Genomic DNA, 25525 nt, shown 5'->3' with positions numbered 1-25525 from the left:
ATTGTGAGATGCGCGGTGGGGGAGATCGTCGTACGCTCGCTGGGACCGGATCTCGGAGGCCACACTGACGCGTGCGTATGAGGTCATCGACGAAGCCGTGCGCCGCCCCTCTCCGCTGTCGCGGGAACGGGATCTGCCGATCCTGGTGTTCACGGGCGCCGCGGACGCGGCCGTGGAGACGGTGGTGCACTTCCACCGCAGGGTGCCGCATGCCGAGGTGGACGGCGACGCGCTCGCCGACGTCCCCGCGATCGTCGACCGGCTGGCGGGCGTCCAGGGCATGTTCTCGACGTGGGTGCGCGGCACGCTGCTGCCGCCGCCGCGCTTCCCCCTGACCCAGTTCGTGCTGTGGGCCTGGGAGCAGCGGCTCAGGCAGGCGCCGCCGAATCCGGTGGCCAAGCGGCAGGAGTTCCGCGAGGCGCTGGCCCGGTGGCGCAAGGAGCGCTCGCGCAGCAACCGGGTGCGCCGCTCCATGGCCGACTACGTGGGCCGGGCGCTGACGACCTGGATCCCGGTCTCGGGATTGGCCGCATACGGCCTCCAGCAGCTCGTGGACGGCCTCAGCCTGCTTCTCTGGGGAGCGGGTGCGGCCGTCGCCCTGATAGGCGGTCTGGTGCACGCTCTGCTCCTCATCCGCGGCCCGATCTTCTACCGCTGGTTCAGGAGGGCGCCGTATCTGCGCAGGAAGCGGGAAGAGTCGGTCATCGAGTACGCCGTCCGGATCGCCGAGTCGCCCGCGGACCTGGTCGAAAGGCTGCTGGTCACCGCGTTCCTGGAGGATCTGCGCCAGGCATACCAGCGCCGGGTGATCCCGTGGCCGGGCTGGGGGCGCAACACCTACCCGTTGTTACAGCTGCGCCGCGCCGAGCCGGGCACGCCGGGGCGCCGCTTCCTGGAGCTGCTCAACAGCGTCAAGTCGCGCACCGGCCAGCGGGGGCCGCTGCTGGTGGTGGCCTCCACGCGGGTGCCGCCGACCGGGCACCACCACGCGCTCGTCGCCGGTGACGAGGCGGAGCTGGTCGATCTCCTGCACGCATGGCGGCTCGCGGCCCGGCAGGTGAAGCCGAGCGCGTTCATCGTGGCCGACGCGACGCGGCCCGACCCGAACGCGCCGAAGGACCGGCCGCCGCGGCTGCTGCCGGTGCGCCCGCTGCTGTACTGGCTGGTCGTGGTGGCGCTCCTGGTGCTGCCGCTGACCGGCGCGGTCCTGGCCACGGCGGGCTGCGGCCCCGAGCTGACCCGGGTGGCCGAGCAGTGCGTGGGCTTCGGCCCGCTGGACCGGATGGGCGCCCACCCGCGGGTGAAGGCGGTCCTGGACCGCATCGAGCGGCAGAACGCCGCGATCCCCTTCGGCGCCGAGGTGTTCACGGTCGTCTACCTGGGACCCCTGACGACCCAGCCGGACGCCCGGCGCAAGGACGGCCAGATGACGGCGGTGGCCGGGGAGCTGGCGGGCATCGGCGCCCTTCAGGACAGCTACAACGAGCGCAAGGACAGGAAGCTGCGGGTGGCCTTCGCCAACGCCGGGCAGGACTTCCTCAGCGCCGAGCTGGCCGCCGAGGGCATCGCCGCGCGGGCCGAGTCCGACCGCACGATCGCCGCCGTGGTGGGCCTGGCGTGGAGCCGGGAGGAGGTACGGCTGGCCGTCCAGCGGCTGACCAGGGCCAACCTGCCGATGGTCAGCACGGTCACCAGCGGGGAGACGATCGCCGGACTCGGCAAGGAGCGCTCGGCCTACCTGTTCCGGCTGGCGATGACCAACGTGCGCCAGGTCGTGGCGACCGTCCACTGGCTGCGGACCCTGGGGCTGAACACCGAGGTCGGCAAGGCGCCGAGGGTCGCGGTGGTCTGGCAGAAGGAGCGGAACGACCTCTACAGCGAGGAGCTGAAGATCCTCTTCAGGGAACGCTACCCGGACAGCTCCGACCACGTCTTCACCAACGACGGCGACCTGGGCCCGGCGATGGCGCAGGCGTGCTCGCCCGAGACGAAGGCGAAGGTGGTCTACTACACCGGCCGCTCGGAGTTCCTGAACGCGCTCAAGCGCGCCTGGGGCGGCTCCTGCCAGAAGGCGGGGATCCAGTTGCTGGCCTCGGACGACATCACCGGGGAGATCGTCAACGAGGTGCAGCCGGACCCGTCGCGGCACACGGTGACCATGTCCTTCATGGCGTTGAGCGACGTCAGGAGGGGGCTCGGCGACAACCAGGCCAGGAGCGACCTGGAACGCTGGGGACAGAACCTCACCTACTCCACCGCCCACGCCTCGTTCGGCTACGACGCCGCCTACGCCGTGGCGCAGGCGGTGGACGCCGCCCAGGCGCACGTCGGCGAGTTCCGCACCGCGGTCCACTACAACCTGAGGGGGCTGTCCTTCGACGGCGCGACGGGCCTGGTGCGCTTCTCCAGCCACGCGACCGAGCACGACGCCCAGGACCGCGACGTGTGGCTCATGTCGGTCGTGGAGGGCCAGCCGATCGAGGTCCATCACGTCTGTCACCCGAACACGGTGACGGGGAACTGCGGACCGCCGCCCAAGCAATGACGCGCCTGGGCGGCGAGCACAGTCAGATGAGGCCGACGACCTCGCCGGCGCCGGGCACGTCGCTCAGGGGGCGGGTGGCCGGGCCGGTGTAGTTCGCGCTGGGGCGGACGAGCCTGCCCGTGCGCTTCTGCTCCAGGATGTGCGCGGCCCAACCGGCCGTGCGGGCGCAGGTGAACATCGAGGTGAACATGTGGGCGGGAACCTCGGCGAAGTCGAGCACGACCGCGGCCCAGTACTCCACGTTGGTGGCCAGCACCCGGTCGGGCTTGCGGGCGTGCAGTTCCTCCAGGGCCGCCGTCTCCAGCGCCTGCGCGACCTCGTAACGCGGCGCGTCGAGCTCCTTGGCGGTACGGCGGAGCACCCGTGCCCGCGGGTCCTCGGCCCGGTAGACCCGGTGGCCGAAGCCCATGAGGCGGTTGCCCTTGTCCAGTTCGCTCTGGACGTACTTCTTGGCGTCGCCGAGCTGCTCGACGCCCTCGATCATGTGCAGCACGCGCGCCGGGGCGCCGCCGTGCAGCGGGCCGGACATGGCGCCCACGGCGCCGGAGAGCGAGGCGGCCACGTCGGCGCCGGTGGAGGCGATGACGCGGGCGGTGAACGTGGAGGCGTTCATGCCGTGCTCGGCGGCGGAGGTCCAGTACGCGTCGATGGCCTTGACGTGCTTGGGATCGGGCTCACCGCGCCAGCGGACCATGAACCGCTCGACGATGGTCTTGGCCTCGTCGACCCGGCTCTGCGGCACCATCGGCAGGCCGAGGCCGCGCGCCGACTGCGCCACGAAGGAGAGTGCCATGACCGAGGCGCGGGCGAGGTCGTCGCGCGCCTGGTCGTCATCGATGTCGAGCAGAGGCTTGAAGCCGTAGGCGGGGGCCAGCATGGCCAGCGCGCTCTGCACGTCTACGCGGATGTCACCGGAGTGAACGGGGATCGGGTACGGCTCCGCCGGGGGGAGACCCGGCTGGAACTTGTTGTCGACCAGCAGGCCCCAGACGTGCCCGAAGGGGACACGGCCGACCAGCTCCTCGATGTCGACGCCCCGGTATCGAAGGGCGCCTCCCTCTTTGTCCGGTTCCGCGATCTCGGTCTCGAAAGCTACGACGCCTTCGAGGCCGGGTTTGAAGTCGGACATTCTCGGCCGCCTCCCTTTCTTGCCGTGTTGGGCAATGCCTTGATGTCGAGATACCGGCGGGTCAATTTAACCCCCTACCATCGAGTGCTTCGTCTTCGGGCACGCCGAAACGCAATCACCGCTGGTGGGGGCGGTTGTGTGGGATCGCCACCAAGCGCGCAAGAATACCGTCTCGTGGACGCCACCTCTCTCTCAGGGCTGCGCCGCTCCTACGAGGGCGAGCCGCTGCTCGAAGCCAACGTCGCCGCCGACCCGATCGCCCAGTTCGCCGTGTGGTTCCAGGAGGCGCTCGACGCCGGCCTGCCCGAGCCCAACGCCATGGTCGTCGCCACCGCCTCGGCGGGCGGGCGGCCGAGCGCCAGGACGGTCCTGCTCAAGGGCTATGACGAGCACGGCTTCGTCTTCTACAGCAACTACGAGTCCCGCAAGGGCCGTGACCTCGCCGAGAACCCGCGGGCCTCGCTGCTGTTCCCCTGGCATCCGATCCGCCGCCAGGTGCGCGTCGAGGGCACCGTGGTACGGCTGCCGCACGAGCGCACCGCCGAGTACTTCAACTCCCGGCCCTACGGCTCGCGCATCGGCGCCTGGGCGTCGCGGCAGTCGGCGGTGGTGCGCTCCCGGGAGGATCTCGACAGCCGGTATGAGGAACTGGCCGAGCGGTGGCCGGAGCGGCCGCCGGTGCCGGACTTCTGGGGTGGGTACCTCGTGGTGCCGACGGAGATCGAGTTCTGGCAGGGCCAGGTGGACCGCATGCATGACCGGCTGCGTTACCGGCGTGGGCACCCCGGCTGGGTGTTGGAGAGACTTGCCCCTTAGTGTGCCTCTTTGTGGCAATCGGGGATTGGGTCAAGCGTTATCTGGTAGACACCCGGCCACTGGAGACACCCGCGTACCGGCGCCTCTGGTTCGGCCAGGCGGTCTCGCACGTCGGCATGGCCGTCACCGTCGTGGCCGCCAGCCAGCAGGTCTGGGTGCTCACCCAGTCCTCGTTGTGGGTGGGCTTCCTCAGCCTGGCCAACCTCGTCCCGCTGGTCGTCTTCGGCCTGTGGGGCGGCGCGGTGGCCGACGTCATGGACCGCCGCAAGCTGCTCATCATCGGCTCGCTCATCGCCTGGACCAGCACGCTGCTGATCCTCCTGCAGGCCCTGCTCGATCTGCGCAGCGTCCATCTGCTGCTCGGCCTGATGGCCGTCAACGCCACCGGTTTCGCCATCACCTCGCCGACCAGGGGCGCGATCATCCCGAGGATCCTGCCCGCCGAGCGGGTCCCGGCGGCCAACGCGCTGCAGTCGCTGGTCTACAGCGTCGGCGCGGTGGCCGGGCCCATGCTCGGCGGCGTCATGCTGGCCTCCGCGGGCTTCGCCGCCGCCTACGCCATCGACGCCGTGCTGTTCAGCGCCGGTCTCTACGCCGCGCTGCGGCTGCCCGCGCTGCCGCCCACCGGCGGCGTCGCCAAGCCCGGGGCCAAGGTGGTCCTCGAGGGGCTGCGCTACATCCTCGTCACGCCCGTGCTGCTGATGTCGTTCGTCGTGGACATCATCGCCATGGTCTTCGCCCTGCCCAGGGCGCTCTTCCCCGAGCTGGCCGCCACCCGCTTCGGCGGCGACGAGGTCGTCCTCGGCTGGCTCAACTCCGCCATGGCCATCGGCTCGGTCACCGGCGCGCTGTTCTCCGGCCGGGTCACCCGGGTCACCCGGCAGGGGCTCGCGCTCACCCTGGTCATCGCCGTCTGGGGGATGTCCGTGGTCGCCGCGGGGCTGGTCCACTCACTGTGGCTGGTGGTCGCGTTCCTGGCCGTCGGGGGCGCGGCCGACGTCATCTCCTCGGTGTGGCGGCAGTCGATCCTGCAGCTCCACGCGCCGGATGAGATGCGCGGGCGCATGCAGGGCGTCTTCATGGTCGTCGTGGCCGGCGGCCCCCGCCTCGGCGACCTGCGCGCCGGGGCCACCGCGACCGTCTTCGGGCTCACCGGGGCCTGGGTCGGGGGAGGCTCGCCTGCGCCGTGGCGGTGCTGATCGTGGGGCTGGCCGTACCGAGCTTCAGGAACTACCGCAGCGGGGGCGGGAAGTAACTCGTGCGTTCGATTGTTGGCGTCCTTTGCCACCGCCGGCCTTTCTCCCCATAGGGTTTCAGTTGACCCCTGTGCCCGCTGCGGACGGGCTCAGTCCCCACGAGGACCGGCGTAGCATCGAAGTTGGGAGGAGCCTTGACCGCACACGGCCTGATCGACACCACGGAGATGTATCTCCGTACGATCTACGAACTCGAGGAAGAGGGGATCGTCCCTCTTCGTGCCCGCATAGCCGAGCGGCTCCAGCAGAGCGGCCCGACGGTGAGCCAGACCGTCGCCCGGATGGAACGTGACGGCTTGGTCAAGGTGGAGGGCGATCGTCACCTGGCCATGACCGACCTGGGCCGCACGCTGGCCACCCGGGTCATGCGCAAGCACCGCCTGGCCGAATGCCTGCTGACCCAGGTGATCGGGTTGCCGTGGGAGGAGGTGCACATCGAGGCGTGCCGCTGGGAGCACGTGATGTCGGAGGCGGTGGAGAGCCGGCTGGTCACCCTGCTGGACAACCCGACCGTCTGCCCGCACGGCAACCCCATCCCGGGGCTTGGCGAGCTGGGCGCGCACGAAGCGGATGAAGGTGGCGATAAGCCCCTGGAAGCCATGGTGGATCTTGCCGGACCCAGCGATATACCCGTTGTCGTGCGGCGAATTAGCGAACAAGTGCAAAGCGATCCCGCTGTGATGCTTAAACTCAAGCAAGTTGGGATACAACCCGGACGCGAGGTCACGCTCGCGGCGAGCGACGACGGTGTGCGGGTGACAGGTGACGGAGACGCGAACGGAACTCCCGCGGAACTTCCGCGTGACGTTGCCGCGCACGTTTTCGTCTCCAGGCGCTGACGCACGCGCTTCTGCTTGGTTGAATCCCACAAGGGAGAACCCTCCACTCCCCTTGGCCATGACTGTTGCAGGAGCGCCCGTGGTTCGCTTTTCGCATAAGCCTCCCCGAGGAGTGGTCTCCGGATGAAGCGATGGGGGGATCTGCCACAGGACACGGCCGATCACCTGGCCGCCGGGTCCGTGCTGGATCACGCGGAGATGGCCGTCGTCGTGACGGACAGATTTAGCAATCTGCTCTACTGGAACCCCTTCGCGGAGAGGCTGTTCGGCCGCCCGAGCGAGAAGGTCTCGGGCAAGGAGATGTCCGTCCTGTCCCTCGGGATCATGGAGAAGGACCATCCGCTCGCCATCGAGCTGGCCAAACACGTGCTCAAGGGCGGCGTGTGGGAGGGCACCTTCGACGTACGGCGCGGCGACGGCACCATCGTCTACGTCCGCGCCCAGGCGGTGCCGCTGCGCCACACCTCGGGGTCGGTGACCGGCATCGTCATCACCGCCCGCGAGGCCCTGCGCAGCAACGAGCGGGAGAAGGACCGCTTCGGCCTGCTGGAGCGCATCGGCGAACGGCTGGCCGGCTCGCTGTACGTCGAGGAGACGCTCAAGCGCGTGGCCGAGATGCTGGTCCCGCAGTTCGCCGACCACTGCTTCATCGAGCTGATGGAGGGCGAGCGCCTGGTGCGCCGCGTCTCCCAGCACGTGCAGGGCTGGACCCCGCCGCCCGGCACCTGGAAGCCGGTCGGCGCCGAGATCCGCTACCCGTCGGGCCACTACGCCGACACCGCGCTGCGCCGCCAGGAGACGATCCTGGTCGAGGACTTCACCACCAGCAGCTTCCCGGCGCCCACGGAGGGCAGCGCCAAGCTGTGCGGCGAGGTCGGCATGACCTCGGCCATCGTCGCCCCGCTGTGCGTGCGCGGGGAGACGCTCGGCCTGATGTACCTCGGGCTGTCCAACCTCACCGACCGGCACAGCCCCCACTACGACGCCTTCGACCGCGACTTCGTCGGCGCCATCGCCACCCGGGTCGCGCTCGCGATCGACAACGCGCTGCTGTTCGAGGAGGAGCGGCACACCGCCGAGTCCTTCCAGAAGCACCTGCTGCCCCGCGCGCTGCCGCAGCTCGACGGCCTGCAGATCGCGGTGCGCTACTACCCGGCGGCGCCCCTGGCCTCCCACGGCCAGGGCATCCAGACCCAGGTGGGCGGCGACTGGTACGACGTGATCCCGCTGTCGGCGGGCCGGGTCGGCATCGTCATCGGCGACGTCGAGGGCCGCGGCGCCAAGGCCGCCGCCATCATGGGCCAGCTGCGCGCCGCGCTGCGCGCCTTCGCCCAGGACGACAAGTCGCCCGCCGACATCCTGGCCAGGCTCGACGAGTGGACGCGCATCATCGCCGACCCGGAGCAGGACGACAACGGCAACGTGGTCAGCATCCCGCCGATCGTCACCTGCCAGTACCTCGTCTACGACGCGTGGTCGCGCCAGCTGTCCTTCGCCAACGCCGGGCACGCGCCGCCGCTGCTGCTCGTGGACGGCCAATGCGTGGAAATGGACATCGAGGAGGTCGGCCAGCCGCTCGGGGTGCGCGCCAAGGGCCTGCACGCCGACCTGGTCTACAAGGAAGAGACGCGCACGCTGCCGCCCGGCGCCGCGCTGGTCCTCTACACCGACGGCCTCGTCGACCGCCGTCCCACCCGCGACGGCCGCGCTCCCACCGACGAGGAGACGCTGGCCATCCTCTGCGAGAAGCTCGCCAAGGTCACCGACGACGACGTCGAGCAGATCGCCGACGCCGCCACGGTCGCGGTCCCCGGTGAGATCGACGACGACATGGCGATCCTCGTGCTGCGCTCCAGCGACGTCGACCTCGACGTGGAGGAACGCGCCTTCCCGGCGCAGCCGATCATGGTCGGTGAGGCGCGCCGCATGGCCGCCGAGGCGTTCACCGGCTGGAACGTACCCGAGGAACGTGCCGAGCTGGCCTGCCTGCTGGTGTCCGAGGTCGTCACCAACGTCGTGCTGCACGCGGCCAGCGCCAGCGTGCCGCGCCGGGAGCTCGTCGTCGAGGGGCCGCCGCTGCCGTTCGAGGAGTCCTGGGACATGCCGTTCGAGGACGAGGTCATGGGCGACAAGGAGTTCACGCTCCGGCTGCGCAGGGGCGACGAGTCGGTCTGGGTCGAGGTTTTCGACCAGGACCTGCGCCTGCCGCGCATCCGCAGCGCGGGGGAGAACGACGAGGGCGGGCGCGGCCTCTACCTCGTCGACCAGCTCGCGCGCCGCTGGGGCTCGCGGCCCACCCGGGAAGGCAAGGCGGTCTGGTTCGAGATTCCCACGCGCAGCCGCTGAGTGGTTGACTCGTCGGTATGGAGCTGGCCTACGAGCGTCGTGGCACGGGTGCGCCGCTGATCCTCATCCATGGCGTCGGCCATCATTGGCAGGCGTGGCTGCCGGTGCTCGACCGGCTGGCCGCCTGCCGCGACGTGATCGCGATCGACCTGCCCGGCTTCGGCGTCTCACCCGGGCTCCCCGGCGGCACGCCGTACACCGCGGAGACGCTCGCGGACGCGGTCGAGTCGTTCTGTGAGCTGATGGGGGTGCGCGGGGCGCACGTCGCGGGCAACTCCCTCGGCGGGTACATCGCGCTCGAACTGGCCGCGCGTGGCGTCGTCCGTACGGCTACCGCCCTGTCGCCCGCCGGGTTCTGGTCGGGGCCGGAGCTGGTGTGGTGCCGGCAGGTGCTGCGCGGGCTGCGGGCGACGGCCCGGGCGCTGCCGCCCGAGCAGGCGATCAGGGCGGCGGAGAACCCGCTGGGCCGGGCGCTGTCGGCCGGGCTGCTGGTGGCCCGCCCGGCCAGGTTGTCGCCGACGGCCCTCGTCGCGGCCACGCAGGCGCTGGCGGGGTCGGCCGGGTTCGACGAGACGCTGGAGTCGTTCGCCGGGCTGATGCCGCCGGGGCCGCCCAAGGCGCCGATCACGATCGCGTGGGGCGAGCACGACCGGCTGCTGCTGCGCCGGCAGGCGGTGCGCGCGGCCAAGTGGTCGGGGCAGCGGGTCAAGCTGCTCCACGGGTGCGGGCACGTGCCGATGAGCGACGATGCCGAACTGGTTGCCAAGATTCTCATCGAGGGCAGCGCCGGGTTCGTAGACTAGGAGTGATCTCGGGGGTCGTCGCCTGATCAGCCTGTGGGGGGCATGATGGCGCACTTCGTGGAGGATTCCTGGTATCACCTGGTCGTGCGGGACTGCCTGCTGCGCGAGGACGGGCGGGAACTGCCGATCATTCTGCTGCTGGGGCCGCCTGGCACGGGCAAGAGCGCGATGGTCGCGCGGATCGACGAGAAGCTGAAGGCGCAGAAGCACCGCTCGCCCCGCGCCCGGGTCAACCTCTACGCGGCCGGCGCGTTGCTGCCCGTCTCGGAGATCGTCGCCCAGGTCGCGCACGGGCTCATGAAGAGCTCCCGCATCAGGCTGCCGAGGACCGTGTTCACGCTGCACGTGCTGGCGCTGAAGACGGCCGGGCTCACGGACGCGGAGGTGCTGGAGCAGCTCGACGCTCTGCTCAAGGGCGCCAAGCCGGCCGCGCTCCCGCTCCTGGACGGGTTGAAAGCCCTGCTCGGCATGGCGCCGCCGCTTCCCGCGGTGAAGGCCGCCGTGACTCTGCTCGGGCTGCTCCCTGATCACTCGGGGTATGTGATCAGGTTGCTGAACCGTAAAGGCCGGAGCTGGCTGACGACCGAACTGCCGGACGGCAACCTGGTGAAGCTGGCCAGGACCCATGAGGCCGGGAACTCCGACCTGCCCGCGGAAGTGCTCTGCAAGGCGCTCGTCACCGACCTGCGGGAGTCCTACGCCCGCCGGAGCCGGCATCCGCGCAACAGCCTGCTGCTGATCGAGGGCGCCGAGACCATCGGCGGCCAGGACTTCCTCAAGGCGCTCATCGCGGTCAAGGGCGAGGACCCGCTGGTGGTGGTGGCGACCTCGCCCACCTGGGTGGACACCGGCGAGATCTGGGCGCGTCCCGGGCTGAACACCACCCGGCGGCCGCATCCGCCCACGCTGCCGGAGGCCAGGCACGCCGACTGGCTCGAGCAGCGGGAGGAGGACGCCACCTTCTGGTACCCGGTGCTGATGCCGTCGTTGCCCCGCAAGGTGAGCGCCCGACGGTATGCGCCGGCGATCCACCGGCTCACCGGCGGCTACCGGCAGGCCACGCTCGACCTGCTCGAATGGGCCGGTCCCGCCCCGGACGACGACGCCTTCCGCTCGATCCTGGCGCAGAAGGCGGCGTTGAGCTGGTCCGAGGGCCTGCTTCTGACGCACCTGGACGAGCTGTCCGGCTGGGCGTCGGCCAGGAATCTGGAAGACGCGATGAACGCCCTGCCCTCGGTGTGGAATCTGCGCGACAAACTGGCCGAAACGCTCTGGTTACAGCACGACGACGAGCTGGGCACGGTGATCCATCCCTGGTTGCGGCAGTTGCTGATGCGGCGGCTCTGCGAGAAGGAATGGGACAAGGTGCACGAACGGCTTGCGGCCTTCTACGACGACGACGCGGCCGCGCGGTTCCGGCATCACCTGGCCTGTGTACGGCCCGGCGACGACGGAGAGCGGCTGACGTCGGTGGTCGCCTGGCTGGACCGGAAGTTCGACCTGCTCGACGCGAACGCCGGCGGGCGCAGCAGGACGCGCGAGTGGATCGACCTGTTCAATCTGCTGACCACGGCGCCCAATCGGCTGCCCCTGGAAGCAGGGCTGGAGGAGCTGCACGATGCGCTGGTCGTGGGCGCCTCCGCGGCGCGCGGGGACAGGACGGGGATCCTCAGGACTCTGGTCGTGAACCGATGGTTCTGGAGTGATCCGCTCCTCGATCCCTCGGAGACCCGCCGCTTCCAGATCGCCCAGTGCCTGCGCGACCTGTCCTACCACTCGACCAGCCCGGCGGAACTGCGCCGAGAGGCCGACCGGTATGAGCAGCGTTGACGGCCCATGGGTCACCGGTGCCTTCCGCCGCGCACGGTGGTGGCGAAACATCGTGATCGCGGCGCTGGTGGCGGCCCTGCTGGCAGTGACCATCACGATCTACCTGAGCATGCGGGCCCGCCCGCTGACCGACGATCCGGCGGCGTTCGGCGACGATCTCGCCGGGGTGATAGGGCGGATCCGGCAGGAGAACACGCGGGTCGAGAAGGAGCATCCCGGCGCCCATGTCACGATCGTGGCGTTGTTCCCTATGTCGGGGGAGGTGTCGGAGATCACCATGTCCCGCCAGACGATCAGGCACGGCTTGCAGGGCATCTACCTGGCGCAGCTCTGGCGCAACCGGCAACCGGAGGCGCGGCCGTACGTGAAGGTGCTGGTGGGCAGCAACGGGCCGCGGGATTGGGCGGCGACGCTCGCCGACCTCGACAGGAGGGCGGACGCCGAGCGGATCTTGGCCGTGACCGGGCTGGGGGCGAGCACGGAGACCACGCGCAGGTCGATCGCGGCGCTGAGCGAGCGGCAGTTCGCGATGACGGCGGCGGTGATCACCTCCGACGAGTTCCGGAACTTCAGAGGGCTGGCCAGGGTCGCGCCGCTCAACAGCGACCAGGCCAAGACGGTGTTGCGGCTTGCCAGGTACTTCAATCCGAAGCTCAAGGCGGTCGTGGTCAGGGATCGCAACCGGGACGACAGTTACGTCAGGACGCTTGCCGACTATTTCGCTCAGGCGATGAAGCCCGAGGAGGTGGTGGAGACGCTGGCCTTCGACGCGGGGGCGAGGTCGCCGGGGACGGTCCTGGGGCTGAACGCGGAGCGGATCTGCAACTCGGAGGCCAACACCGTGTTGTACGCGGGGCGGGCCGATCACCTTCCGGCGCTGATGACGGGGCTGAGCGGGCGGGTGCCGTGCATCGAGCGCGGCATCAAGGTGATCAGCGGGGACGACGTGGCCGAGCTGAACGGGCCACCACCGCAGCCGATGTGGGGCGATCAGTCGATCACCCTCTTCTACACCGCGCTGGCGCACTCCCAGGGTGTCGAGCAGCCGGGCGGGCCGGTCATCGAGGCGATGAAGCAGCGGTTCAATAAGTCCGGCGGCCCGAACTCCTTCGAGGCGCTGTTCCCCAACGAGGACAGGGATGACGGGATGGCCATCGTGCACCACGACGCCATGTACGCGGCGATCGAGGCCATCGACAAGTTCACCCAGGAACTCCCCGGCCGGGGGGACGTGGCCAGTGTGCTGACCAGCGGCACGCTGACGGTGGCCGGCGCCAGCGGGCCGATCAGGATCAGCGACGGCGGCGACCCGGTGGACAAGGAGATCCCGGTGCTGCAGCTCGGTCCGGCCGGCACCACGACGTTCTCGCGCTGGGGCAAGTCGCTCACCGCAGGGTCGTCTGCCCCCAGATGAGGAGCATGACGATGACGAAGACGAGCACGACGCCGACGTAGCCGACGGGGCCCAGCCGGAGCGCCCGCCGTACTCGGTTGAGGCCCCAGGCGAACAGCAACGCCAGGAAAACCAGGAGGATCAGGCCGCTGTCCATATGGCCAGTATGGCCAATTTTTCCGGCTAAAAGCCGAAGGAACGGCCGATGATCTCCTTCATGATCTCCGTGGTCCCGCCGTAGATCGTCTGCACGCGGCTGTCCAGCCACGCCTTGGCCACCGGGTACTCCATCATGTAGCCGTAGCCGCCGTGCAGTTGCAGGCAGCGGTCGATGACCTTGTTCTGCAGCTCGGTGGTCCACCACTTGGCCTTGGCCGCGTCGACAACCGACAGTTCCTTCTTGTTGAGGGCGACGATGCACTTGTCCACGTAGTGCCGGGCGATCTCGACCTCGGTGGCCAGCTCGGCCAGGACGAAGCGGGTGTTCTGGAACTTGCCGATGGTGCGCCCGAACGCCTGCCGGTTCTTGCAGTACTCGATGGTCATCTCCAGTACGGCTTCCGCCGCGCCGACGGCCACCACGGCGATCGACAGGCGCTCCTGCGGCAGGTTGTTCATGAGCTGGAAGAAGCCCTCGCCCTCGGCGGCGCCGAGCCGGTTGGCGACCGGCACGCGGACGTTCTCGAAGAACAGCTCGGCGGTGTCCTGCGCCTTGAGCCCGACCTTCTCCAGGTTGCGGCCCCGCGTGAAGCCGTCCATACCGCGCTCGACCACGAGCAGCGTGGTGCCGCGGGCGCCCTCGCTCGGGTCGGTCTTGGCCACGACCACGACCAGGTCGGAGTTGATGCCGTTGGTGATGAAGGTCTTCTGGCCGTTGACGACGTAGTGGTCGCCGTCGCGGATCGCGGTGGTCCTGATGCCCTGGAGGTCGCTGCCGGCGCCGGGCTCGGTCATGGCGATCGCGGTGATCAGCTCGCCGCTGACGAAGCCGGGCAGCCAGCGCTGCTTCTGCTCCTCGTCGGTCAGCTCCACCAGGTACGGCGCCACCACGTCGTTGTGCAGGCCCCAGCCGAGCCCGGACGCGCCGGTCCGGATGATCTCCTCGGTGATGATGGCGTTGTAGCGGAAGTCGGTGATGCCGGCGCCGCCGTACTCCTCGGGTACGGCGAAGCCGAACATGCCGATCTCGCCGGCCTTCTTCCAGACCTCTCGCGGGACGATGCCGTCCTTTTCCCACTGCTCGTGGTGGGGGAGGACCTCGCGGGTCATGAACTCGCGCACGGTCTCCTGGAAGAGCAGGTGCTCTTCGTCGAAGAGGTCACGCTGCATCAGAAGCCTCCAAGTGTGGATGTCTTGCGCCAGAATACGATTCTGTTACCCGGAGGTATACCCGGTTTCCGGGGAAATGGCCGCCGGTAGATTCATCACCATGTTGCATGGGCGTGACCACGAGCAGGCGGCCATCGAGCGGCTGCTGTCCGCCGCCAGGGACGGTGCCAGCGGGGCCCTCATGCTGCGCGGCGAACCCGGCGCCGGCAAGTCCGCCCTCCTGGCGCACGCCGTCGAGCAGGCCGGGGAGATGCGGGTCCTGCGTGGCGCCGGCATCGAGTCCGAGGCCGAGTTGCCCTTCGCCGCCCTGCACATGCTGCTGCGCAGCGAACTCGCCCGCATCCCCGCCCTGCCGGAAGCCCAGGCCGGGGCCCTTCAGGGCGCGCTCGGCCTCGGCTCGGCGGCGCCCGAGAACCGCTTCCTCGTCGGCCTGGCCGTCCTCAGCCTGCTCGCCGAGATCGCCGGCGAAGGCTCGCTGCTCTGCCTCAATTCGACGACACCCAGTGGCTCGACCGGGCCTCCCTCGACGCGCTCACGTTCGTCGCCCGCCGCCTCGACGCCGAAGGCATCGCCCTCGTCTTCGCCACCCGCCACGCCGACGACCCCGCCGGCCTGCCCGAGCTCACCCTGCGCGGCATGGACCGGGACAGCGCCCTCGCCCTCCTGCCCGCCGACCTCGCCCCCGCCGTCCGCGACCGCATCCTCGACGAGGCGGACGGCAACCCGCTCGCCCTGCTCGAACTGCCCGCCGACCTCACCCCGGAACAGCGGGCCGGCCACCTCGCCCCCTACACCAAGATCCCCGTCACCAGCCGGGTCCGGCAGGCGTTCGTGCGGCAGATCACCGCGCTGCCCGAACGCGCACAGCTCATGCTGGCCGTGCTCGCCGCCGACGACACCGGCTCACTCGCCGTGATCCTGCGCGCGGGCGAGCGCTTCGGCGCCGGAGCCGGTGACCTGGAGGCCGCCGAGCAGGCCAGGCTCCTCCAGGTCGCCGGGCAGGCGGTGACCTTCCGGCACCCGCTCATCCGGCCCGCGGCCTACCAGAACGTGCCCCTCACGACCGCGCTGGCCGTCCACCGGGCGCTGGCCGAGGTGCTCGACGGCCACGAGCACGCCGACCGGCGCGCCTGGCACCTCGCCGCCGCCACGGTCGCGCCCGACGAGGACGTCGCCGCCGAACTGGTGCGGGCCGCCGAACGCGCGCAGACCCGCTCCGGCTACGCCGCGATGGCCGCCGCCTACGAGCGCGCCGCCGACCTCACCCCCGACCCGGGCAGGCGTTCGGTACGGCTGGCCGCCGCGGCCGTGGCCGCCAGCGACGGCGGCAGGCTCGACCACGCCGACCGGCTCGCGGACCGGGCCAGCGCCGACGTGTCCGACCCGATGGCCCTCGCCCACCTCATTCAGGTGCGGGCGCACGTGCTGGTGGAGAAGGGCGCCTACGCGCGGGCGTCGGAGGTGATCGCGGGCGGGGCGGAGCACGTGGCGCCGCTGGAGCCGGAGCTGGGCGGGTACCTGTATCTGGAGGCGATCCGGTGCGCCTGGTACGCGGCGGAGCCGGAGCTGGCCGTGCGGGCGGCCGCGCGGATGCCCGCGGTGGATGTGCCGCTGGTGCGGGGTGCTCTGGGGCTGGCGGCCCTGCTCGGCGGGAACGTGCGGGCCGCACTGCCCCACATGGAGCGTTTGACCACCGACCCCGATATTTCGGGACTCGGCATCCCGGGGCGGCTCTTCCTCGCCCAGGTGGCGCTGGCCGCGGGGCGGTACACCTTGAGCGAGAAGGTCGCCGCCCATGCCGTCGCCGACTGCCTCGACCGGGGGATGAACGGGTGGCTGGTCATCGGGCTCGGCACCCGCATGCGGGCGCTGGCCTGCCTGGGGCGTTACCAGGAGATGCTCGAGGCCCGTGAGGACGGCATGCCGCTGGTCGGCGACCCCGGCCTGCTCGACGGGCCGCTCGCTTTGGCCCGCGCCGAGATGGGGGAGGACCCGCGCGCCGCGACGGGGACCTTCGCCGGGGCCGGTGCCTTGGCCGGGGTGGGGGCTGATGTCGCGTGGGCGGTGGGGCGGCTGGAGCTTTCCGCCGGCCGTCCGGAGGCCGCGCTGAAAGCCATGGAGCCCTTCTCCGGCCCCGCCCACACACCCTTGTCGATCTTCATGGCGCCCGATGTCGTGGAGGCGGCCGTCCGGCTGCGCTCCGACGCCCAGGCCCGGACCGCCTCTGACCGGTTCGCCGAGTGGGCCGAGGCCGTCGGCCTGCCGTCCGCCCTGGCCGTGGCGGCGCGCTGCCAGGCACTGGTGACCGACTCGGAGGAACACTACGGCCACGCCGTACACCTGCATGCCGACGGCGAGCAGCCGCAGGAGGAGGCGCGCACCCGGCTGCTGTACGGCGAGTGGCTGCGCCGCGCCCGCCGCCGGGCCGAGTCCCGCACGCAACTGCGGGCCGCGCTGGAGACGTTCGACCGGCTCGGCATGACCCTGTGGGCCGAGCGGGCCCGCGCCGAACTCCGCCTCACCGGCGACGTCCCCGCCGCCCCGCGCCGCGACGACGACCCGCTCAGCGTGCTGACCGCCCAGGAACGCCAGGTGGTACGGCTGGCCGCCACCGGCGCCTCCAACCGGGACATCGCCGCCCAGCTCTTCCTCAGCCCCCGGACCGTCGGCTACCACCTGTATAAGGCGTTCCCTAAGCTGGGCATCGCGTCTAGGTCGCAGCTGGCCGCGCTGATCTAAGGCATCCGCCTCATGCGCCCGCATGGGCCTTAGCGCGAACCTTGAACCATGAACGCAGAGTTTGAATACCTGGTCATGAAGAACCGCGCCGAGGACCTCCGCAAGGCCGCCGAAGCCGAGCGCCGCGCCCGCGCCGTCCGCCCGAAGCGGCCCTCGCTGCTGGCGAGGCTCCTGTCCTTCTGAGCCAAACGGGACACGGCTTTATCACAAGTCCCAACCGGTGCGGGATATCACACCGTTCGCCGCCGTATCCGACCCTAAGATCTACCTTTGGTTTACCTGGGTGATCGGAGTGACCGTGAGTCGGTGGCGCAAGGCAGTGGTGGCCTCATCGGTCGGGCTGGCGGCATCCGCGGTGTTCGTGGTGTCGTCCCCTCCCAGCCAAGCGGACTCCCTGGTCGCGACATACCTCTGCAAAGACGGTGTCGCCGGCAGCGGAGTCGAGCTCGAGGCATCCATCGAGCCCAAGATCGTCGGTGGCCTGCTGCAGATCATGTGGCGCATCGAGTACCGGGGCAACCCCCGATTCGGTTCGCCCGGATTCTTCGCCGCGGGATCTGACCTGAGCCTGCATGGCGAGGTAGACCTCACCGGCGCCTGGAACGGCGAACTCCGCCCCGAAGGCCGCAAGAAGCAGGCCCGCCTGAGCCCCGGCGACACGCTGGAACTGCCGGAGGGTCTGTCGAAGTCGGCCACGCTCGACGAGCCAGGGAAGATCCGCATCAAGCCGGGCCCGATGGAGGTCCGCTTCACCCCGGTCGAGAGCGACGTCACGGTCAACAACGACGACCCTCGCATCACCTACACAGCGGACTGGACCTACAAGCCCACTCCCGGTGAAGGCGATCACCACGACAACCTCCATCAGACCACCACCAAGAACGCCAACGCGACGTTCAAGTTCGTCGGCACCGGCGTGGAGTACATCGGGCGCCGCGAAACCGGCCTGGGCAAAGTCCAGGTGCGTCTGGACGGCCAGCCCACCTCCCCGCAGGATGTGGACCCCAGCACCCCCGGCCCCCGTGAGAGCAAGTACAAGCTCTGGTCGTGGACGTCCTCCCCGCTGGACTATCGCGAACACACCCTGGAGATCACCAACCTCGAGGACAAGCAGGCATACCTCGACGCCATCAAGGTGATCACCGGCAAGATGGCCGAACCCCCTCAGCGTGACAAGGCCACCTGCACCCGCACCAGCGGCAAGGACTTCATCGAAATCGTCGTCCCCGGCGCCCCCACGGACACGCCCACCACCCCCACGCCGACGACCACCCCGCCCACCACTCCTCCGCCCGGCAACCCCCCACCCGGCAACGGCGGCGGAAACGGCAACGGCAACAACAACGAGAACCCGCTCGTCCCCGTGGGCCCCGGCCGGGTGAGCGTGAACACCTCCACCCCCCGCGCCTCCGCCACACCCACCACCACCCGGTACGTGAAGGCCGCCGCCCAAGTCCTCAAGACCCCGAAGGGCGGCGTGGAGACCGGCGAGGCCCCGGAGGGGAGCGGCCGGCCGTACGCGCTGATCGGAGGGGGCGCGGTCCTGCTGATGCTCAGCGCGACGGGCGGGCTGATGGTACGGCGGCGCCGCGCGGGCCACGCCGGAGGAGCGAAGTGATGAGCGAGCGGAAGAACCCCATGAACCGGGCGCTGCCGGGTCTGCTGGTCGCCGGCTCGCTGGCCGGAGTGGCCGCGGTGACTCTGGGCGTCCTGCAACTGGCGCCCACGCTGGCCGCACCCTCCACCGCCGGAGGCAACCTGGCCGCCGCCACCGACCCCCGCCGGCCGGAGCAGCCGACTCCGATCGAGATCCAGCACGCCGGCGCCTTCGAGCTGCCGCCGACCGTCGGCCCGGGCGGCAAGAACGTCCCGTTGACCCCCGCGAAACTGGACGCCCCGCCCCCGCTGGCCGCCCTGCCGCCGATAGCTCCCATCCCGACGGCCAAAACCCCGTCGAAGAAGGCCAAGCCGGAGCGCATCCGCATCCCCAAGATCAAGGTGAGCGCCCCGATCGGCGCCGTCACCCTGGACGCGAACGGCAACCTGGGCGTCCCGACACTGTCGAAGCCGAACCTGACCGGCTGGTACCGCCACAGCCCCGTCCCCGGCGAACTCGGCCCCGCCGTCATCAACGGCCACGTGAACACCCGCAAGGGCCCCGCGGTGTTCAGCCGCCTGGCGGAACTGGCCAAGGGCGACAGCATCTACGTCTACCGCACAGACGGCAAGGTCACCCGCTTCACGGTGAGCGGCATCGAGCAGGTGAGCAAGAACGCCTTCCCGACGGCCCGCGTGTACGGCAACACGGCCGACGCCCAGCTCCGCCTGGTGACCTGCGGCGGCGTGTACAACAAGGCGGCCCACAGCTATGCGGACAACGTCATCGTGTATGCGACCTTGTCCAAGAAGAAGGGCTGACTAGCCCATGGTGATGGTTTTGTGGTTTACAGGAGATTTACAGGCACAGTTCGTAAGATCTCTACCTAACCGTGACCAAGGGCTGGAATCCTGGTACGCCTGTTGAACCTGTGCTGGAACGGAGACAGACAGTGCTGACGTCCAAGGCGCGGCGCCGCCTCGCCCAGAAGACATCCGCCCTGGGGATAGCGAGCGTGCTCGCCTTCGTCACAGGTTCCGCCCTCCTGTCTTCCCCGGCCGCGGCTCAGGCATCCGCCGGGGCGCTTGCTGAGCAAACGCTCACCTATAACTGTGCGGCAGGGGCCTTCGAGGCCAACACAGCTGTGACGTTGAAAGTCGCCACGCCCACCTCCGTTGAGCCGAGCAAGCAAGCTCAAGTCACGTGGACGTTGCCTACGACGCTGAAGGCCGCTCAGGCATTGGCGGTCAACACGAAGGTGGAGATCAAGAGCACGCTGACGGTGGGCGGTGGTGGCAGTCCGGCGTCGCTGGTCGGAGCGTCGGCGCACACCCTGGCCCTGGCTGTGGCAGCGGGTGCTACCTACACACCCAATCCGACGACGGTCACCGCCAATGTGACGGCACCTAGCGCCGCGGGGACGGTGACGCTATCCCCTGGCACTGTGCAGACGGCTAAGACCCTGCAACTGGTCGTCACACCGCCAGGCGGAACCGCCGCCGTAACTACCGACTGCACGCTTACCACCGCGACACCAGCCACGATCTCGATCCCGGTGCAAACGGGCACCGGCACAGGTGACGAGATCATCCAGTACGACTGCACCGCCAAGGGCGAGCCGACCTACCTAGGCGCGGCCGACATCAAAGTCGTTCTCGCCCCGCCCACCACCGTCACGGCCAACACTGACGCCTCCATCAGCTGGACCAGCACCGTCCAGGACACCGGCGACCCGCTGAAGGTCCCGGTCGGGGGCTTCCCGGCGTCGGGCAGCAAGGTGTTCGGCACCATCAAGGCGACCGGCGCGGGCGCGCCGAACACCGCCACGGGTGAGATCTCCTACACCGGCTCCACCACCGCCGGCTCAGACATCGTGATCCCGGTCATCACCGTCAAGATCAAGCCAACCACGACCGGCGAAATGACGATCATCGCCGACACGCTGGCCTTCGGCACCTCGGCCAGCGACCCGGCGCTCAAGTGTGTGCCGTCCAGCACGCCCAAGAGCTACAAGGTGACCGTGAGCGCAGGAACCGGCAGTCAGAGCCCCAGTCCGAGCGCGACCACCACCAGCGCCACCCCCAAACCCACGAAAACCACCACCAAGTTCGTAACCGAAACCCCCAAGGACAACGGTGGCAAGGTCACCAAGACCCCCAAGGCCGGTGCCGATACCGGTGGTGGCGGTGGGGTGGGTCCCGATGGGCGGATGTTCATCCTGACCGGTTCGTTGCTCATCCTGGCCGCCGGTGTCGGCGGGCTGGTGATGCGGCGGCGTGGGCTCAGTCGGGGCTGAGGCGGCGTGAGCGGGGAGTACCCCCAGAGCAACGGGGGAGGCGGCCTGCGGATCGCGCTTGTTCTCGCGGCCATCGCGGGTGTGGTGACGGTCGTGGCGGGGCTGCTGATCGTGTCGGGGTCGCCGGAGGAGTACGGCTTGGCGCGCGACAGCCTTCCGCTGGGGGTGCAGCCGGAGGGTAAGCAGACGGGACCCCCGCAGCAGGCGTTGTTCAAGGCCGAGCCCACGGTCCCGCCCCCGCTGCCGCCGATCAATCCGGCGCCGGCGATGCTGCCGTCGACGCCCAAGCGGATCGTCATCAAGCGGCTGGGGATCAACGCGCCGATTTCCTCCGTGGGGACGGACAAGCGGGGCGCGATCCAGGTTCCGTCGGTGGACAACCCGAATCTGGTCGGGTGGTACCGGCACGGGCCGACGGCGGGTGAGGCGGGGCCGTCGGTGATGCTGGGGCACAAGGACACCCGGCGGGGAACGGCGGTGTTCAACCGCTTGTACGAGATCCGCAATGGGGACACCATCGAGGTCAAGCGCCAGGACGGCGTGACGGCCGTGTTCACCGTGGGCGGGGTGGAGCAGGCCGCCAAGACGACCTTCCCGACCCAGCGCGTCTACGGTGACCAGGGCGGCAACCCCCAGCTCCACCTGATCACCTGTGGCGGCTTCTACAACCGCTCCATCGGGCACTACACGGACAACATCATCGTCTACGCGACAATGACGAGCTCTTACAGAAGCTGAGGACACGCGCATGGGCTGGATGGCGAAGCGGCGACTGCGTACTGGCCCTACGGCGGCTTTCCCCGCCAAGCCGGATCCGGCGGAGGTGCTGCGTGTGGTGCAGCTCGCCGATCCCGACGCCCGGAGTGACGGCGGGGACATTCTGGCCGCGGACGTACGGCTGCATGCGGCGGTCGAGGCGGAGACCGATCTGGTGGGCGGGGAGCTGGAGGAGGTCTGGGCGGTTCGGGTGGCGGCCGAGGGGCCGTTGCCGTTCGACTACTTCGACCGGTATCTGGCCGAGGGGATCGCGTTCAGGTTCAACGGCCTGGCGGTGTGCCGGGGTGAGGTGAGCGATCCGCGGGGCGAGGACGTGCCGCGGGGCGCCGCGGTGATCGTTCCGGTACGGCCGGCCGACGAGGAGCTCAAGGAGATCCTGGACACCGATCCGCAGGACCACGGCACGTTCGAGGGTGACGGGTTCAAGGCCGTCGTGGTGCCTTTGAAGACGCGGCCGCCTGCCGTACGGGATCTGCTGCCCTTCGCGACGGAGCTGACGGCGGTGGAGCTGCGGGGCGAGGACCTGGAGATGGTCGGCGAGCTGGCGCTGCGGCTGGCCGAGGCCCTTCAGGGGATCGCGGTGGACCGGTGGTGCTTCCGGATCGACGAGCCGGGGGATCTCCTGTAGAGCATCATTCTGTTGTAGTCTCCTCAGTAACCGAATCATGCTCGGTTTCATGGAGGGCACTGTGGCAGAGGCGTACATCGTCGGGGCGGTCCGTTCCCCGGTCGGCAAGAAGAAGGGCGGCCTTTCCACCGTCCACCCCACTGACCTGGCCGCGCAGACGCTGAAGGCGCTCATCGACCGGACCGGCGTGGACCCCGCGGCGGTCGAGGACGTGATCATGGGCTGCGTCATGCAGTTCGGCCCGCAGAGCATGGACATCGCCCGCAACGCCTGGCTGAGCGCGGGCCTGCCGGAGACCACGGCCGGGGTCACGATCGACCGGCAGTGCGGCTCCTCGCAGCAGTCGATCCACTTCGCCGCGCAAGGCGTCCTGTCCGGCACCCAGGACCTCGTCGTGGCGGCCGGCGTGGAGTCGATGAGCGTGGTGCCCATGGGTTCGTCGATCACGGCGGCGCTGGAGAAGGGAATGCCGTTCCCCTTCGGCGACATGTGGGTCGAGCGGTATGGAAAGCAGGAAATTTCCCAGTTCCGCGGCGCGGAGCTGATGTGCGAGAAGTGGGGCCTGACCCGCGAGGAGCTCGAGCAGTTCGCCTACGAGTCGCACCAGCGCGCGGCCAAGGCCATCGCCAACGGGCACTTCAAGGACCAGATCGTCCCGGTCAACGGCGTGCATGACGACGAGGGCCCCCGGCCGGACACGACGCTGGAGAAGATGGCGGCGCTGAAGACGCTCAAGGAGGGCGGCGTGATCACCGCGGCCACCTCCTCGCAGATCTCCGACGGCTCCGGCGCGGTGCTCATCGCCTCGGAGCAGGCGGTCAAGGACCATGGCCTGACCCCGCGCGCCCGCATCCACCAGCTCGCGCTGACCGGCGACGACCCCGTCTTCATGCTGACCGCGCCGATCCCGGCCACGCGGAAGGCGCTGAAGAAGGCGGGCATGTCGATCGACCAGATCGACGTGGTCGAGATCAACGAGGCGTTCGCGCCGGTCCCTCTGGCGTGGACGAAGGAGCTGGGCGCGGACCCGGCCAGGGTCAACCCGAACGGCGGCGCCATCGCCCTGGGCCACCCGCTGGGCGGCACCGGCGCGATCCTGATGACGAAGCTGCTGAACGAGCTGGAGCGCACCGGCGGCAGGTACGGCCTGCAGACGATGTGCGAGGGCGGCGGCCAGGCCAACGTCACCATCATCGAGCGCCTGTAGAGCGCGCCGGGGGAGTTCTGGCGGGCTCCCCCGGTGAACGGAACCCCTGAAATGATCTTGCGATCTCCCTACCAGCTCTAGAGGGATCTCCGGGTAGCAAGATCGCGACAAGGGGGTTCTTTCATGTTCGGTACGAGTAGGCGGCAAGTGCTCGCCATGGCGCTGGCGATGCCGTTCCTGGCCGATCCGGTGCCACGCGGCGGGAAATGCCGCGAGCTGACCATCAAGGGCAGGAGCGTCAAGATCTGTCCGCCGCCGACCGACGAGCACGCGCTGGTGCTGGACGAGACGGTGTTCATCGACGGCGTCCCGCTGCGCGCGATGGTCATGCCGGGCGGGTTCAGCAGCGCGCTCAACCAGCACGTCATCCACCCCACGCTCCTGTCGATGGTGACCGAGGCGGTGCACCTGCTGCGCGGGGCGCGCCTGGTCAACCCGCGGCCGCTCGCCCCGGTGGAGCTCGCCCACCCCGACGTCGCCGGCCGGGCCGGCGGGCGGAACGCGGGCCGGCTGCGCAAGCACGCCGCCGCCCTGACCGCCGCGGAGCGCACGACGCTGGTCAACGCCTTTCTGGAGCTCAAGCGCAGCGGCGCCTACGACTTCTTCGTGGACGTGCACCGCCGGGCCTTCGACAACCACGGCTGGAACGCCCACATGCACGCCGGGTTCCTCGCCTGGCACCGCGCTTACTTGCTGCTTTTCGAGAACCAATTGGGTACGGCGCTGCCGTACTGGGACTGGAGCACCCAGCAGCGCCCGGACGCGACGCCGTTCACCCCTGACTTCCTCGGCGGCAACGGCCGCCCGGGGGACACGCAGGTGATGGACGGCCCGTTCGCGTACCGCACGGGCCAGTGGCCGATCACCGTGAGCGAGGACGACAGGAACTTCCTGCGCCGCGAGTTCGGCGCGCAGGCGGACCGGCCCTCCGGGCCTTCGGTCGTCGACCGGGCGCTGGCGATGGACGTCTACGACCGCCCGCCGTACGACTCCTCGGCCGAAGGCTTCCGCAACCTGGTCGAGGGCTGGCCGGGCGGCCCGCAGATGCATAACCGTGCGCATGTCTGGGTGGGCGGCAACATGCTGGGCGCCTCGTCGCCGAACGACCCGGCGTTCTTCCTCAACCACTGCTTCGTGGACAAGCTCTGGGCCGACTGGCAGGCCAGGCATCCGTCGGCGGCGCATTTCCTGCCGGCGGAGCTGCTGGACGTGCCGTTGGAGCCGTTCAGGAGCGAGTCGGGGTGGACGATCACGCCGCGCGAGCTCCTGGACCACCGCAAGTGGTACACCTACGGCGGCGCCCCGGCCCTGTGACAAGCAGGGCCGGGGCGCCGGCGGTGTTCGCGCCCATGGCGTGGAGGCGCTTCAACTACCCATCCAGGTAGTGGCTCTTGGTGCCTCGACAGTAGGGGAGCGGTCGTTGTGGCCGCAACGGATTTATCGGCCGCTCTCCACGATCTCCAGGTAGTGCGGGTTGTACATGATGCCCAGCACGTTGCCGAAGGGGTCGATGACGGCGGCGGTGACGAAGCTCTCGCTGCGGTGCGTGATCGGCATGTACTCCTTCGCGCCCATTTCCAGGAGCCTGTCGAAGGTGGCCTGGATGTCGTCGACGTGCCAGTTCATCACGGCGCCGCCGGGCTCCGCGGCGGCGCCCGCAGGCTGCCAGCGCTTGTCGATGATGCCGAGTTCGGCCTGGTAGTCGCCGATGCGGAACTCGATGTAGGCGTTCTTGCCGTCGGGGCCCTGGCGGAAGAAGTACGGCTCGACGCCGAGGAACTCCGTGTACCACTTCGCCGCGGCGTCCACGTCGTCGGCCCAGTAGTTGATGGTGGCGAATCCGCGCAGGTTCTGTGTCATGGGAACCAAGTTACGGGGCCTTGTGGAACGTGCGGTTCCTCAAGGGAAAGGCTTTCGCGCAGTCGCTCGAAACGGCTGGGGCGGGTAGCACCTTCCGGCGAACGCGACTCGCGAGTAACGTCGTGGGGAGGGCGC

The 25525-nt window shown here is 69.8% G+C and carries 22 protein-coding genes; 18 read left to right on the top strand and 4 right to left on the bottom strand.

Annotated features, from left to right (window positions below):
* The first annotated feature begins 97 nt into the window (after window positions 1-97).
* Window positions 98-2545 (top strand): type 1 periplasmic-binding domain-containing protein, encoded by a 2448-nt coding sequence (locus FVE25_RS51240; protein WP_157254693.1) that lies wholly within the window; start codon window positions 98-100, stop codon window positions 2543-2545.
* Between the two features lie 22 nt (window positions 2546-2567).
* Here FVE25_RS51240 and FVE25_RS51235 read toward each other — a convergent pair whose 3' ends face one another.
* Entirely contained in the window at window positions 2568-3674 is a 1107-nt protein-coding gene (locus FVE25_RS51235) for a citrate synthase 2 (RefSeq protein WP_157254692.1), read from the bottom strand.
* A gap of 174 nt (window positions 3675-3848) precedes the next feature.
* Here FVE25_RS51235 and pdxH point away from each other — a divergent pair, with 174 nt between their 5' ends.
* The 7 genes from pdxH to FVE25_RS51200 all read left to right on the top strand — a co-directional run bounded on the left by pdxH (window position 3849) and on the right by FVE25_RS51200 (window position 12978).
* Window positions 3849-4490, top strand: a complete 642-nt coding sequence (gene pdxH / locus FVE25_RS51230; protein ID WP_157254691.1) for a pyridoxamine 5'-phosphate oxidase — start codon at window positions 3849-3851, stop codon at window positions 4488-4490.
* Window positions 4491-4501: 11 nt separating this feature from the next.
* Window positions 4502-5689, top strand: coding sequence for an MFS transporter (locus FVE25_RS51225; protein ID WP_246268761.1), 1188 nt, complete (start codon window positions 4502-4504; stop codon window positions 5687-5689).
* 191 nt (window positions 5690-5880) lie between these two features.
* Window positions 5881-6585, top strand: a complete 705-nt coding sequence (locus tag FVE25_RS51220) for an iron-dependent transcriptional repressor DtxR (RefSeq protein WP_157254690.1) — start codon at window positions 5881-5883, stop codon at window positions 6583-6585.
* 123 nt (window positions 6586-6708) lie between these two features.
* Window positions 6709-8931, top strand: a complete 2223-nt coding sequence (locus FVE25_RS51215; protein WP_157254689.1) for a SpoIIE family protein phosphatase — start codon at window positions 6709-6711, stop codon at window positions 8929-8931.
* Window positions 8932-8948: 17 nt separating this feature from the next.
* A complete protein-coding gene (locus FVE25_RS51210) occupies window positions 8949-9734 on the top strand; it encodes an alpha/beta fold hydrolase (RefSeq protein WP_157254688.1) in 786 nt (261 codons plus the stop codon).
* 57 nt (window positions 9735-9791) lie between these two features.
* Complete coding sequence (locus tag FVE25_RS51205; protein ID WP_157254687.1) at window positions 9792-11564, top strand: hypothetical protein; 1773 nt, start codon at window positions 9792-9794, stop codon at window positions 11562-11564.
* Between the two features lie 52 nt (window positions 11565-11616).
* A complete protein-coding gene (locus tag FVE25_RS51200; RefSeq protein ID WP_157254686.1) occupies window positions 11617-12978 on the top strand; it encodes a type 1 periplasmic-binding domain-containing protein in 1362 nt (453 codons plus the stop codon).
* On the opposite strand, the gene FVE25_RS54180 is transcribed toward FVE25_RS51200, so the two are convergent.
* Both FVE25_RS54180 and FVE25_RS51195 read right to left on the bottom strand, forming a co-directional pair.
* On the bottom strand, window positions 12950-13114 hold the full coding sequence (locus tag FVE25_RS54180; protein WP_181019981.1) for a hypothetical protein: 165 nt from the start codon (window positions 13112-13114) through the stop codon (window positions 12950-12952). The two genes, FVE25_RS51200 and FVE25_RS54180, sit on opposite strands and share 29 nt — an antisense overlap.
* Window positions 13115-13140: 26 nt before the next feature.
* Window positions 13141-14286 carry an acyl-CoA dehydrogenase family protein gene (locus tag FVE25_RS51195; protein WP_157254685.1) on the bottom strand — a complete coding sequence of 382 codons (1146 nt, stop codon included), beginning with the start codon at window positions 14284-14286 and terminating at the stop codon, window positions 13141-13143.
* A gap of 100 nt (window positions 14287-14386) precedes the next feature.
* Here FVE25_RS51195 and FVE25_RS56035 point away from each other — a divergent pair, with 100 nt between their 5' ends.
* The 10 genes from FVE25_RS56035 to FVE25_RS51150 all read left to right on the top strand — a co-directional run bounded on the left by FVE25_RS56035 (window position 14387) and on the right by FVE25_RS51150 (window position 24844).
* Window positions 14387-15202, top strand: coding sequence for an AAA family ATPase (locus tag FVE25_RS56035; protein WP_246268760.1), 816 nt, complete (start codon window positions 14387-14389; stop codon window positions 15200-15202).
* A complete protein-coding gene (locus FVE25_RS56905) occupies window positions 15157-17025 on the top strand; it encodes a LuxR C-terminal-related transcriptional regulator (protein ID WP_343046196.1) in 1869 nt (622 codons plus the stop codon). The genes FVE25_RS56035 and FVE25_RS56905 overlap by 46 nt, the downstream gene beginning before the upstream one ends.
* A 48-nt stretch (window positions 17026-17073) precedes the next feature.
* Window positions 17074-17208 carry a hypothetical protein gene (locus tag FVE25_RS56740; protein WP_281367993.1) on the top strand — a complete coding sequence of 45 codons (135 nt, stop codon included), beginning with the start codon at window positions 17074-17076 and terminating at the stop codon, window positions 17206-17208.
* A gap of 109 nt (window positions 17209-17317) precedes the next feature.
* Window positions 17318-18643: a hypothetical protein gene (locus tag FVE25_RS51180; protein ID WP_157254682.1), complete on the top strand. Its 1326-nt coding sequence runs from the start codon at window positions 17318-17320 to the stop codon at window positions 18641-18643.
* Window positions 18643-19443, top strand: a complete 801-nt coding sequence (locus FVE25_RS51175) for a class F sortase (protein ID WP_157254681.1) — start codon at window positions 18643-18645, stop codon at window positions 19441-19443. The genes FVE25_RS51180 and FVE25_RS51175 overlap by 1 nt, the downstream gene beginning before the upstream one ends.
* A 131-nt stretch (window positions 19444-19574) precedes the next feature.
* Complete coding sequence (locus tag FVE25_RS51170; RefSeq protein ID WP_157254680.1) at window positions 19575-20918, top strand: hypothetical protein; 1344 nt, start codon at window positions 19575-19577, stop codon at window positions 20916-20918.
* A gap of 6 nt (window positions 20919-20924) precedes the next feature.
* Window positions 20925-21656 carry a class F sortase gene (locus tag FVE25_RS51165; protein WP_157254679.1) on the top strand — a complete coding sequence of 244 codons (732 nt, stop codon included), beginning with the start codon at window positions 20925-20927 and terminating at the stop codon, window positions 21654-21656.
* 10 nt (window positions 21657-21666) lie between these two features.
* Window positions 21667-22323, top strand: a complete 657-nt coding sequence (locus FVE25_RS51160) for a hypothetical protein (RefSeq protein WP_157254678.1) — start codon at window positions 21667-21669, stop codon at window positions 22321-22323.
* Between the two features lie 61 nt (window positions 22324-22384).
* A complete protein-coding gene (locus tag FVE25_RS51155) occupies window positions 22385-23530 on the top strand; it encodes an acetyl-CoA C-acetyltransferase (protein WP_157254783.1) in 1146 nt (381 codons plus the stop codon).
* A 123-nt stretch (window positions 23531-23653) separates the two neighbouring features.
* Window positions 23654-24844, top strand: coding sequence for a tyrosinase family protein (locus FVE25_RS51150; protein ID WP_219826018.1), 1191 nt, complete (start codon window positions 23654-23656; stop codon window positions 24842-24844).
* Between the two features lie 123 nt (window positions 24845-24967).
* On the opposite strand, the gene FVE25_RS51145 is transcribed toward FVE25_RS51150, so the two are convergent.
* Window positions 24968-25390 carry a VOC family protein gene (locus FVE25_RS51145; RefSeq protein ID WP_157254677.1) on the bottom strand — a complete coding sequence of 141 codons (423 nt, stop codon included), beginning with the start codon at window positions 25388-25390 and terminating at the stop codon, window positions 24968-24970.
* Between the last annotated feature and the right edge of the window lie 135 nt (window positions 25391-25525).

The organism is Nonomuraea typhae (genome assembly GCF_009760925.1).
Classification (GTDB): Bacteria; Actinomycetota; Actinomycetes; order Streptosporangiales; family Streptosporangiaceae; genus Nonomuraea; species Nonomuraea typhae.
This window is presented reverse-complemented; position numbering and strand designations above follow the sequence as displayed.

What these genes read in the sequence shown, in the direction of transcription:
- FVE25_RS51235 (WP_157254692.1), bottom strand. Translation starts at nt 3,674, where the DNA reads ATGTCCGACTTCAAACCCGGCCTCGAAGGCGTCGTAGCTTTCGAGACC.
- FVE25_RS51145 (WP_157254677.1), bottom strand. Translation starts at nt 25,390, where the DNA reads ATGACACAGAACCTGCGCGGATTCGCCACCATCAACTACTGGGCCGAC.
- FVE25_RS56740 (WP_281367993.1), top strand. Translation starts at nt 17,074, where the DNA reads ATGAACGCAGAGTTTGAATACCTGGTCATGAAGAACCGCGCCGAGGAC.
- FVE25_RS56905 (WP_343046196.1), top strand. Translation starts at nt 15,157, where the DNA reads ATGCTGGCCGTGCTCGCCGCCGACGACACCGGCTCACTCGCCGTGATC.
- FVE25_RS51195 (WP_157254685.1), bottom strand. Translation starts at nt 14,286, where the DNA reads ATGCAGCGTGACCTCTTCGACGAAGAGCACCTGCTCTTCCAGGAGACC.
- FVE25_RS51175 (WP_157254681.1), top strand. Translation starts at nt 18,643, where the DNA reads ATGAGCGAGCGGAAGAACCCCATGAACCGGGCGCTGCCGGGTCTGCTG.
- FVE25_RS51150 (WP_219826018.1), top strand. Translation starts at nt 23,654, where the DNA reads ATGTTCGGTACGAGTAGGCGGCAAGTGCTCGCCATGGCGCTGGCGATG.
- FVE25_RS56035 (WP_246268760.1), top strand. Translation starts at nt 14,387, where the DNA reads ATGTTGCATGGGCGTGACCACGAGCAGGCGGCCATCGAGCGGCTGCTG.
- FVE25_RS54180 (WP_181019981.1), bottom strand. Translation starts at nt 13,114, where the DNA reads ATGGACAGCGGCCTGATCCTCCTGGTTTTCCTGGCGTTGCTGTTCGCC.
- FVE25_RS51210 (WP_157254688.1), top strand. Translation starts at nt 8,949, where the DNA reads ATGGAGCTGGCCTACGAGCGTCGTGGCACGGGTGCGCCGCTGATCCTC.
- FVE25_RS51215 (WP_157254689.1), top strand. Translation starts at nt 6,709, where the DNA reads ATGAAGCGATGGGGGGATCTGCCACAGGACACGGCCGATCACCTGGCC.
- FVE25_RS51160 (WP_157254678.1), top strand. Translation starts at nt 21,667, where the DNA reads ATGGGCTGGATGGCGAAGCGGCGACTGCGTACTGGCCCTACGGCGGCT.